The organism is Desulfovibrio cuneatus DSM 11391, assembly GCF_000430005.1.
GTDB classification, from domain to species: domain Bacteria; phylum Desulfobacterota; class Desulfovibrionia; order Desulfovibrionales; family Desulfovibrionaceae; genus Frigididesulfovibrio; species Frigididesulfovibrio cuneatus.
The window spans coordinates 1-5,752 of record NZ_AUCY01000065.1 but is presented as its reverse complement, the minus strand read 5'-3'; the positions used below and the strand labels follow the sequence as shown (position 1 = coordinate 5,752).

The following is a 5,752-nucleotide window of genomic DNA, read 5'->3' as shown; positions in this document are numbered from 1 at the left end:
AATCCCGCTCATAATGGCCTGCACGAGTACTGGCACGCTGCGCGTTGCGCTCATACCGGCTGGCTTGGCACAGGGCGTCGGCCTCTGCATCTAGCAAACCATTCAACGTTTCTTCTACACTTTGGCGCACAACCTCAGAAACGTGCGACCGCAGTTCCTGCTCGTCCACAGCGATAACTGAAACTTTCTTTTTTCCCGTCTCCTTGATACCATCCATCTGTAGCCCTTCCTTGTTGGTTAGCTGGTTGTTTGGCGATGACCAAAACTAACCGACTTGGCGGGCTACGTCATTTTTAGAATGTGCGAAAAATACCGTACGTTATCCTACCACTTCCCCTGCCACTATTCAAAGCGTTCCTCTCTGTTATTATTATCTTTTTCTCTTTCTCGCTCTTGTTTTATTATGCCCTTGAGCTTCTTTAGCAATAGCTTTGCCCACGATGCCACAGACGGATCTTGGTGGGCCATGAGAGCTTGCAGGGCTGTGGCTCGGTTTTCAATGGTCGTAGCCTTTGTCCCAGCGAATGAGAAGAGTGGAATCATTCTGGCTTCAATTATGCTGAGCACTTGCTCTTGCTCAGGAACAGCTTCAATAATCCCCATTATTAGTGGTGAAAACACGTTGCTCTTAGCGACATCCGCCGCTTCTGGATTTATACCCCATAGAGGGACAATTTCGGCAAGCCGAGCGTACCGAATCAATGGGTCTCCGGCTGCCCAATCAAGAAGCTCTGTAGCAGTAAAATTGCTAAATGGATTTTTGTAGTCTGGAGTTTCCGGTTGGCACTGCCATGAGAGGAGATAGACTAAAAATTGAGCTTGCGGCTCCCCCAAAAGCAAATTGAGTGAGTGCATTGGCTGCGCTTTAAAAATAGCTTCAATGAAGTCGTTTTGTGAATATGAACTGATGGTTCCTGCATTCAGTGCCATCAAAAATTTCTGCACCATATTCTTCAATAAATTTTTGTTGAATTCTCCTGTTAAACATACCTTAATCAGTGTGGCAAAATTCACTCTAAATTCAGCATCCCTGTTCAACTCGCTATCAACAAAGTCCATTCGTGCAATAAGTTCTTTACCACATTCAAGAAGAGCAATTGGTAAAGTACGGTTTTCATTGCGCTCTATATTCACATGTAAAGCAAGAATATTCACTGCCGCTGCATAGCCGCCTCTCAAAGCTGAAAGTGCAAGCAAAATATCTCGAAGGATTTGCGGGTCTACTTGCTCAATGAAAGGAGTCCAGAGCATTTCATCAAATTGATTTGGAGTTACTTTTTGCTCCTCAAGAACAGTAAGTAGACGAGCTTTACACTTTTCATCAGCTCCGACAGCAAATTGCAATTTTGGCAGGAACAGGATGAGAACCGGGTGTTCCAAAGCCATATCAAGAAAAGAGCTTGCCAGTTGCGGCTGTTTCGACACTATTCTATTGAGATACCCCACTAATACCAATACATCTCGCTCCCCTTCCGGAACCAAAGAAAGAGCTGCAACACACTTATTCCAGATATCTTGATAATCCAAAGCACCTTCAGCAAGTCCAATTCCAAATGACACACGGGTGTTTCCTTTTCCTCGGCTCATTGCTTCTGGCAACAATAATTCAAGCGTAGTGTCACGTTGAGAGGCACACTGGGCACCAATCTTCTTTACTTCCTCTAAAATATATTGGCTATACTTGTCCTTAATCTGTCTGGTGTTTTTTAAAAAACTGACTAACTGAAGGCTAGGTGTAAGCACAAATAGGCGTGCCTCATCCAACAGATTTTTAGGTTCTAATTGAATACATAACGCCTGAATGCGCTGTAACTCAACCTCTGCCTTGGCTTCTTGCTCTGCAAGGGCTGCAAGTGTTTTATTTACTGCCAAATATAAATCTTCGCAGTACCCTGTTGAGCAGAGTTGCGCCACAACACGTTCAAGTTCATCATAACAACTTACTTTTTGCCATAACCCAGGCAAGGCCTCTGCAAAGATTGTACGCATGGTTTGGTAGTGCGGATTTTCAACCTCAAGATACTCTGCAACAAAGCGAATACCATTTGCATACCACTCCTGCCTCTGTGCATCTTTTGGCCCATATCCATAACCTTTCGGCCTGGCCCCAAATTCAGCCCGGTGGGTAATCCAAAAATTCCATGTCCGTAAAGTGCATTTTATTGCCTTATAGGCAAAAGAATGGAGAACCGTATCCTTGGTTGCTAACCATTCTGCAATAATTGCAAGCTGCTGTTGCTGCGTCGCGAGAGTACAGGAATAATACGGTTGAAAAAAATGAGAAAGAGTGTCTTCCCATGAGTGGTGCAGAGTTGCAATGTTTGCCAGGTGCTGTATGGCAACATCAAAAGTCTCTTCATGATACGCATAATGGCAAAGGTAATCTGCAATTTTGTTGATATACAGGGAACTCTCTTCTTGTAACAACATGGGGTAGCATTGCAAAGCGTCCTCAAGCAAAGCCAACGTCTCATACGGCAATACAGGGGCTACCAACATCACAATATCCCAAGGTGGGGGCTGTTGCCTCAAGTTTTTTCGCCACAGGGCAATCCATTCCTTGACAATCTGCTGCGCCTCTTCTGAATCATGCAAGTACCCAAGCCTGCGGGCAAAAGACTTGCGTAACCGCTCGGATGCGTTGTGAATCAACGCATTTTCCACTGTGCTGAGCTGAATATACTGCAAGGCCTGTGCAGCAAGTCTATTTGCCAAAGCATGGGGCAATACCGCCCGCCAAGCACTACGGCACTGAACCAGCTCCATTTTTCTCAAATCCCGAACACATCGATAACATGTATCTTCTGGAATACCCGCCAAACTAGCGATAATTCCTAATTCTTCCGGGGCTTCTCCCTTTGTATCCGCGCAAAATGAGTACACAAGGGAGCTGGCTTCAGCAACCCGAAGCAACTCCTCATTTATCTCATTGCCCTGCCAAAACAAACGCTCAAACAGCTCGCTATCTGAAAATTTGGAAAGTGAGCCACTTTTCTTGGTGGCCTTGGCAATGGCAAGAGCCAGCCGGGCATTGCCCCCTGCAAGCACTGAAATACGACGTGCATCCATCAAAGACAGCTTTGGGTATCGCTGTCTGAGTACCTCAGTCGCCACATCCGCTGTTAACGGCTTTATTCGAAAAACAGCATCCTCTTCATCTGCCTCATCCTGCACATCATACTCTATAGTGAGTACACTCACAGTTTTATTCGCTGCTGATGCACATAGGGACTTCAGCAACCTGTGCGTTTTGGGAGGACAATTATCCATAATAAGCACTGTGGGCATCTGATTCGCCACAAGGTAATCGAGCATCGCATCAGGGGTAGGGGTTGGCGTCCGCCCAAGGTCTGTATACATGACCAAAGATTCATCTAACGGTTCGCTACCAATTGCAGCATCAAACAGTGCCTCTGCAAGTCTTGTTTTCCCAACACCGGAAAGCCCCACAAGCCGGAGTGCAGCTTGTGGCTTCCTCAAACAGTTGCGGAGCGCCTGTATTCCCTCCTCCGTGGAAAGATCTTTCTCAGAATGCAAAAGACGTGGAGCGGCATCAAGCAGAAATGGCTGTTTCTCATCGCTATTGGGTGTGGACCAGTTCTTTAGCCCTTGCCAACCATTCAACGGTTTATTAATTTTGTCGCGCAACCACATGGCTACGCCAGGGTACTGGTTCACCCATCTGGCCAGGTCATTCTGATCATAAAATTTGAGATCCAGTTTGTCTTTATGTGCACAATCCTTCACCGCTTCACGCATGGCCGTGATTCGTTTCGTTCGCTTGCTATCGGTCAAATTGGCTTTTACACTTACAATTACATACGCCCCACCACATGCGGCCAAATCTTGTATAGAATCACGCAAAGGCCCTTTGGGGCGCATCTCATGAATAATAGCCTTGTCGGCAAGATCCATCATCTTTACCTGGAAACCGGTATCCGAACGTTTGATAAAATCGAACTGAAAAGATACATCTGGTAAGGCACCGCGCACATCAATGCCTCCATCTCCCTCATCTTCGTGCCCTCCCATTTGTAAGGCGGACACCGGACAGTTCCTACTTTGCAGCTCTGCGAGGCAAAGCCGTTCCACCATTTGACGCAAATAGGTATCTTTCAGCAGTGCAATGTCAGAACCACGCAGTTCAAGCATAGAAGCCCCTTATAGAGAAGTATTGCCTTAATTCACATGGAGTATACCCCACCCAAACAAACGCTGGCAACAATCAAAAATGCTGTTGCCTGCAAAATAGCCTATTTGATTTTATCCTTATTTCTCGTATACTCACACTGGCTATTTTTTCCTAAGATATACAGCCGTGAACGAGGGAACCATGGGCACTGCCATCCCTATCGTGTTACCCCGAATGGGGCAGGTGCCCCCACACAAGCTACGGCTGACCACTTGTTGCCATAGCGCAGTGATAACAGAAAGACGGCAACAAAACTACCAGGACACACCACACGGGGTAAACAATGACAAAAAAAACAGGTGCATTGGGCAAAATTTTTAACGTTATAGTATTACTCACCGTTATGACTGCCATTGGAAGCTTCTTTTTTTCTCCATCCAAAAAGGAGGAAATAACAGTGCAAACAATTGCAGGAACTGCAATACCTCAAGCCCCCAATAACGATGATGCCCGCATGGAAGCAGCACGTAAGGACCTTGAAGCAAGGGTACAAGCTGCCGAAAAAGCCATTACAATAGACCCAAACAAGCCAGCAGACCCCGCAGAAGATGCCAAAGAATACGCCGAAATGGTGAAAAACACCCTGGCTGCCCAGCAGGCCCTTGGCACATTAACCACACAACTGGATGCCATGCGGGGCAATGCAGAGTTCTACCAACGCGGCCTTAGTTACCCCCCCGCAGCAGAATGGAAAAAGGCCGTGGAAGCACTACGTGAAAAAGTGCAACACGACCTTACAGTTGCCCCCATTGTGCGGGCTGCCCCCGGAGCTTTGTTGGGGTTAAGCATTGATAGGGAATGGCGCAGGGGCGGCATTACGGAAAGCGCAAAAGCCCTGGCCCGTGACCTGCGTGAAGCTCTGGAGTGGAAGCCGGAAGAATAAGGGAAGACCACCTGTTTGATGAACTGGAACGATAGAATTTGTTTCCGTAGGGGGGAATGCAGATGAGCTGGATGGATGACGAGATAGGAACGGAATATGGGTACCTGAAATATTGCAGGCCCGGTGTAATGTTAGCCCTGCCTTGGCTCAACTTAGAGTTCACAGGCAAAATGAACATTGTCGCCTGGCTTGAAAGACAACTCCAATTGACAACTAGGGCATTTGACTTTCTCCAGGCTGAAGAAAACTACTGGAAGGAGAATGCCAAATCAAAAGATAACGCTCCTATAGACCACAAGACACTAGGCAATCTACTTTATCTTCGCGGGTTCAACTTCAAAGTGCAACACCCGCTGTTTGACTGTTAGCGTATTCCCAAAAAGTTGTATAGGGGTTTTTGAACCCCAGGCACTTTCTTGGCCTCCAGTTTAAGCGGCACATTGCCTCGACAATTCTGTTCTTGGTAACATCTGCAAGGCTTACCCCCTTAGGAAAGTATTGGCGTAGAAGCCCGTTTGTATTTTCATTCAGTCCACGTTCCCAAGAGTGATACGGGTGGGCAAAATAACCATTGGCTTCAAGCTTGCTGGAAATCTCAGCGTGGTAGCTGAATTCCTTGCCATTGTCATAGGTGATGGTGTGCACATATTCCTTGATGGGACTCAAAAGTCCAAGGA

Annotated in this window: 4 protein-coding genes; 1 reads left to right on the top strand and 3 read right to left on the bottom strand. The window is 46.7% G+C overall.

Annotated features, from left to right (window positions below):
* Positions 1 to 217 (bottom strand): transposase (locus G497_RS18115; RefSeq protein WP_034637895.1); only part of this gene is annotated, 217 nt, incomplete at its 3' end.
* A 125-nt stretch (positions 218 to 342) separates the two neighbouring features.
* Positions 343 to 4,152, bottom strand: coding sequence for a hypothetical protein (locus tag G497_RS0112415; protein WP_027188380.1), 3,810 nt, complete (start codon positions 4,150 to 4,152; stop codon positions 343 to 345).
* A gap of 437 nt (positions 4,153 to 4,589) precedes the next feature.
* Here G497_RS0112415 and G497_RS0112410 point away from each other — a divergent pair, with 437 nt between their 5' ends.
* Positions 4,590 to 5,075 (top strand): hypothetical protein, encoded by a 486-nt coding sequence (locus tag G497_RS0112410; protein WP_156908108.1) that lies wholly within the window; start codon positions 4,590 to 4,592, stop codon positions 5,073 to 5,075.
* Between the two features lie 336 nt (positions 5,076 to 5,411).
* On the opposite strand, the gene G497_RS20230 is transcribed toward G497_RS0112410, so the two are convergent.
* Positions 5,412 to 5,752: IS30 family transposase (locus tag G497_RS20230; RefSeq protein WP_156908107.1), on the bottom strand; the 341-nt coding region annotated here is incomplete at its 5' end.

Excerpts from the sequence above, each read along its gene's own strand:
- G497_RS0112415 (WP_027188380.1), bottom strand. The coding sequence starts at position 4,152 with ATGCTTGAACTGCGTGGTTCTGACATTGCACTGCTGAAAGATACCTAT.